The sequence below is a fragment of the Mesorhizobium sp. M7A.F.Ca.CA.002.05.1.1 genome, from assembly GCF_003998335.1.
Classification (GTDB): domain Bacteria; phylum Pseudomonadota; class Alphaproteobacteria; order Rhizobiales; family Rhizobiaceae; genus Mesorhizobium.
Map to the genome: position 1 here is coordinate 1 of NZ_RZQI01000450.1, position 4805 is coordinate 4805.

The 4805-nt window shown below is 60.1% G+C and carries 4 protein-coding genes and 3 pseudogenes; 3 read left to right on the forward strand and 4 right to left on the reverse strand.

All coding sequences use genetic code 11. The annotated features are described in order from the left end of the window. Positions 1 to 71 precede the first annotated feature (71 nt). The 3 pseudogenes from EN939_RS21225 to EN939_RS39180 form a co-directional block, all read right to left on the reverse strand. A pseudogene (locus EN939_RS21225) lies at positions 72 to 223 on the reverse strand (TlpA family protein disulfide reductase); the annotation flags it as partial. A 290-nt stretch (positions 224 to 513) separates the two neighbouring features. Further along, positions 514 to 783: pseudogene (locus tag EN939_RS21230) on the reverse strand (pyridoxal-phosphate dependent enzyme); the annotation flags it as partial. 8 nt (positions 784 to 791) lie between these two features. Continuing rightward, positions 792 to 996, reverse strand: a pseudogene (locus EN939_RS39180) (isopenicillin N synthase family oxygenase); the annotation flags it as partial. A gap of 825 nt (positions 997 to 1821) precedes the next feature. Here EN939_RS39180 and EN939_RS21240 point away from each other — a divergent pair. Genes EN939_RS21240 through EN939_RS39850 form a run of 3 tightly spaced genes read left to right on the forward strand, consistent with a single transcriptional unit; the run spans position 1822 to position 2853 of the window. Further along, a complete protein-coding gene (locus EN939_RS21240; protein ID WP_372958899.1) occupies positions 1822 to 2046 on the forward strand; it encodes a DUF411 domain-containing protein in 225 nt (74 codons plus the stop codon). 40 nt (positions 2047 to 2086) lie between these two features. Next, on the forward strand, positions 2087 to 2320 hold the full coding sequence (locus EN939_RS39185; protein ID WP_127312611.1) for a hypothetical protein: 234 nt from the start codon (positions 2087 to 2089) through the stop codon (positions 2318 to 2320). Between the two features lie 41 nt (positions 2321 to 2361). Beyond that, complete coding sequence (locus EN939_RS39850) at positions 2362 to 2853, forward strand: c-type cytochrome (protein WP_244514239.1); 492 nt, start codon at positions 2362 to 2364, stop codon at positions 2851 to 2853. Between the two features lie 238 nt (positions 2854 to 3091). Here the strand turns inward: EN939_RS39850 and EN939_RS21255 are convergent, their stop codons facing one another. Further along, entirely contained in the window at positions 3092 to 3508 is a 417-nt protein-coding gene (locus EN939_RS21255) for a hypothetical protein (RefSeq protein WP_063169404.1), read from the reverse strand. Between the last annotated feature and the right edge of the window lie 1297 nt (positions 3509 to 4805).

Sequence of the window (4805 nt, forward strand, 5' to 3'; positions counted from 1 at the left end):
GATTTCGAGAAAGCCTGTTACCTTGCCCATAGTCCAGTTCCTGCTGTCCAGATGGTGCGCCTGGCGACGCCCTGCAGCTGGATCAGATGGGGCATCCCGTCCACACATGGGCCGCACCAAGTTGCCCAAAATTCGACTATGTACACTTGCCGGGCTCAAAGCTCGTGAGGGGCTCGCCATGCAGCCAGTTCTCGACTCTAATCGAAGGAGCCGGGGACTCCATCTGCAATACCACGTTGCGGTCCAAAGCTATTTCCAAAGGTTTCTGCACGAGCTGGTTTCCTCTCAGAGACGGCACACGGGTTCAGGGAGGAGCGCATCGCTCGTCTTGCCCCATTGAGTGCAGTCACAGTCACTCAGTCTCAAAAGCCATGCCAACGCGCTCAGCGCGCAGTTAGCGCCCATTGCTTCGAAAAACCTCGTCAGTGCCCAGATGTTGGTTGTAATGAACCTGACATTTGTCTGACGCTGTCAGCTTTTGGACACGCGATCACGCGCTTCGTGCCGCCAGATGGCCAGGCCGAGCCCTGTGTTGCCAGCGGTCGCTTCGATGATTGTACCGCCCCGCGCGTGCCACGCTGTTCGGCATTAACGATCATCGACAACGCAATGCGATCCTTGATCGATCCGCCGGGATTCTGGCTTTCGATCTTGACGAAGCGACGACACCTGCCGGTATCGAATCTCTTCAGTTCGACGACCGGCGTCTCCCCAATCAGATCGAGCACTGACAAATGGCGGACGCAGGCGAGAGGACGCCTTTGTCGACGGTCGGCGGAACATCTCGAGGCTCATGCGGCTGCGGTCTCCAGAATGTCGGCATAGTGCCGTTGCGCAATATCGGGATGCGAGCGCAGTCGGCTCTTCAGCAGTTGCGGAACAGGGGATTGTCGGGGTCGCTGGCGGGGCACCCGCTTCGGCAGCCAGTTCAGGCGGCAGGTCAAGAAACCGTATGTCGGCATCAAGCCGCGCGCCGAAGAAGAAGGGAATAGAAACAGTGCCCTTCGAAAGACCCAGGGCGACGGAAATCATTGCATCGGGCGAGTTCATGCGCCTGAAGCAGCGCTGGCTGCAACTGCTTCATAGCGACAGGCGGGCGGAGACTCTAGCGGGGCTTTCGCCGCTTGGTTGATTGAGGCTCTCGACGAAGCCACTAAGATTCGGCGGCCGATAATAGCTTGCTGCTCATTGGGACGCCGACCAACGCCGGGATTGAGAAAGGCAACCCTGCCCCACAAGGCGGGTGTCACACGTGCGGTGCGTCCGCTCGTCGCGCCGGATGGTCTTTGAGACCTGGGTTCACGGCTATTCAGATGCACCCCTGTCGGCTTTTCGGTGCAGGCCGCCAGGCGGCGTGTTGCAGCAGCGGTAATTAGTTTGAGAGCGTGCGAGCACGGGCTGCATAGTGAGATCATTTGCCGGCGTGGGGACCAAGGTGTGGCGCAGCCTTAGAGAACTCAACACCGAGACCGGAGCAACGGAGACGGCTCTTTCGTCGAGACAGTTTAATTGGAAGGCCGAGAAGCACCGGCTGGGTAGCGTCACGCCGCATCATTCTTTGCGGAGCTGGAGCGCGCGGGATCGCTGGAGCGGCTGGTGAAAGCGGTTGCCGGGGCGCACGCCAACAACAACACGTGAGCTGGCGCCTCGTGTGGCAAAAGGAGGGGGCGAGAGCCCATGGCCTGCAATGAAGCGATCAAGCATTGCGATCGTGGAACCAAGCTGCCTAGTCGACCATCCGGACCGCGGCCTTCAAGCCAGCTCGCCTTGGAATCGGCCTTCCAGGAATCACCGTCAAGGCCGACTCACGACCTTTTCGCCATGAGCCGCGAAGAGGGCATTCCGCCGGAAGCCGATGGCTGCCTTCTCTCGTTCATCGACGGCTATGTGGTGAGCGGCCATGTGCCGGTCGGCACGGTCAACAAGCTCTTGACCGAGCGGCCCGACATCAAAGGGCATGACGCTGCCCGGCATGCCGATGGGCTCCCCCGGCATGAGTGGCACGAAGGAAGCGCCCTTCGAGATTCTCGAAATCCGAAAGTCTGACGCGACCGGCGGCATCTACGCCACGGAATAGGAGGCTTCGATGATGGAATGCATGAGCGGCATGATGATGTTCGGCACGGGCCTGGTGTGGCTGCTTGTCGTCGTCGTGCTCGTCCTCGGGACGGCCGCGCTGATCAAATACCTGTTCTCCAGCGGCGGCAAAGGAGAAGGGCGTCGGTCCTCTTATCGATGCGTGGCCGCGGCAGGCCTCGGATTGGTCTGGACATTGCCTTGGCTCGCCAACCGGATGGCCGCGCCCCGGCCGCGGCGATAGCGCTAGGCAAGACGGTTTTAGCCAGGCGAAGGTCAGCGCGATTGGAAAGCCCGCTGCCTTCGGGACGCATGCCGGCGCCGGGACCGGCCGCGGTCGTCGGCGGCGGCTACCAGAGCGACATGCCGGGCTTCGGGAATGTCCTCACCGACGAGGAGATCCGGGCCGTTCTGGCCTTCATCAAAAGCACATGGCCCGAGCGGGAACGCGCCTATCAGGCAGATGAGCCGCCGGGAGCGGGAGCAGACACAGTGAGACCAATCCTAGCCGCGGAGCCCTCGAACGCCCCCAACCGGAATGCATTGTCCATGAAAGCGAAACCGTCGCTTGCGATTCAATTTCTGGCGCTGATCCTCGGGACCTCCGCGCTGGCCCACCATCCGGGCGCCGATCTCGACAAGATGAGGGACAGCGCGGAGAGGTTCTTCCAGGCGATCGACGAGCAGGCCGCGCCGCCTTTCGAACTGGCCGACGCGGACGGAAGGGCCGTCCGCCTTCCGATCTCTCCGACAAGATCGTGGTGCTCTACTTCATGACGAGGTAACCTTGGAAGAAGAAGGCGACGGCCACTGGCGGCAGGATGGCAAGCACGCTGGCCGCAAAAAGCGGCCCATACTCATAGAAGCGGGCCGGTTCTGTCGCAAATCGTGCTTTTGGCCACAACTGGACGCTTTCGCGCGCTTATGGACCAGCTCACATGACAGGGCTCGACGTGCCCCGGGGTGGCGCCCTACTTCCACGCTCGCACTGTCACACTCCCGCCGAAAGGCGGGTTTAGTGAGTTATGGCAGTGACTGTGCCACCAGTCCAAACGTCGAGTTTCGCGGCAACTTCGACGCTTTCCTTAGCTGACTTGCCCAAAACCAGCGCGGCCAAAGCATACTGCTTGCCGCTCCCGATGGCATAATATTCACCTTTCACGGGATCACTTGGCAGCCAATTGCCGTCCAACAATACGGCTTCCCCATTTTTGCGCACTATCAGCGCCTCAAATTCAAAATTGTCGTCGTTGCGCGGCACAGGAATATCAGAAACATCCATGCCCTTCTCAACCCAGTCTCGAACGGCCTTTGGAATACCCAAGGACGAAGAGGAAACGCCGATGAGTGTGCCGTCGCATAAGCGAAACACCTTCGTTTTCTCACCGACGGATACTGAGTCAAAACCCAAGGCTCGGCCGTCGCCAGCCATGGTTCCGTTCCTGTAAGCTATTGTTGTCATTGGCACCCTTCTATCGCTGCATCAAACTTCAGGACCTTGCGCATGTCCCCTGTGTCAAGGTCACTGACCGACGGCCTATTTGCCTGATACACGATACAGGCTGCGCTCCTTGAGTTCGCGCACGGGTGGCCGTCATCTTGCCGCCTTCGCGCAATGCCTTGAACAGGCCGAGTCTGTCCCCCAGCGGGAATGACAACCACCTCCATGTCGTTGAAACGCAGGAAATCCGTCACTTTGCCTCGTCGGTAACGGGCGGAGCCGGAGCGGTCGTCACCGGGCAAGCGCGGTCGCAGTAGGTATCCTGGGCAGCCCGTCAGACATGGATGGCTTCGGTTGTGTCATGCGACTTCTTGTTGGTCGGTCACGTGTTTCCGGATAACCAGCATGCGCTGTGCCAAATGAGAAAACCATTTAAAGTCAATCCAGCAGATCTGACTGTATTCCGACATTGTCGGAAATTGGACATCGCCGAACGCGGGCGCTCGGGGCTTGTGATGATACTTGGGCGTGCTGCTTCGGAGGAGGGATGCGCCTCGTACCGGCCGCGAAGCCTTCCTGCATTTAAGGCGCCAGATCAATTGAACGCGATGCCGGGCAGCGTCGCAGCGGCTAAGCCAGCCACTCGCATTGCTCCCTGACAGGATGGTGCCGATCCTGCTGAGATCGCATGCTGGCGCGACGTTGCTTTGCGGCCACCGTCGCGCCTGCCCGTGAACTGTTCGCGCCTGTGCTCATGCTCGCCTTGACACCCTCGATGGGTCCATCCGGGATGGTCAACCATCCGGAACATAGCGGGCAGGCGGGCATCTTCACCAGCAGTCTCTGTGTCGCTCTCGTGGCGGCAAACAAGATCGAGGCTGGCGGGGTGATGATCAACGGTCCTCGAACCATCGATTTTGATCGCGGTGGCCGTTCAGTGCGTTCAAGCACGAGGCGCCGTTAGACGGCACCGCAGCATCATAGCGAAGTGCCATGCAGGACGACTCCCTGCAGCATCGTCTCGCGCAGCCAAACACTTGCCGGATCACTGTTGTGAACGGCCGGGCGTTTGACGGCCTGTGACGCGAAAAGGCAACGGAAGATCTAGCATTTATGGGGGAAATGTTTTTTCGGAGTGCTTGACCCGCAGGAAGGGCAGGGCATGACTGCCTATCGCCCGACCCGGCAAGGCCGCACTCATGACCGGCTGGGCTCGGTTAATCCTGCATGCCGCGCCCATGAGGTTACTTGTCCGGAGTGCGTCGAGCACAACGAGGAGATGTAGTTC

Excerpts from the sequence above, each read along its gene's own strand:
- EN939_RS21240 (WP_372958899.1), top strand. The coding sequence starts at position 1,822 with ATGAGCCGCGAAGAGGGCATTCCGCCGGAAGCCGATGGCTGCCTTCTC.
- EN939_RS39185 (WP_127312611.1), top strand. The coding sequence starts at position 2,087 with ATGATGGAATGCATGAGCGGCATGATGATGTTCGGCACGGGCCTGGTG.
- EN939_RS21255 (WP_063169404.1), bottom strand. The coding sequence starts at position 3,508 with ATGGCTGGCGACGGCCGAGCCTTGGGTTTTGACTCAGTATCCGTCGGT.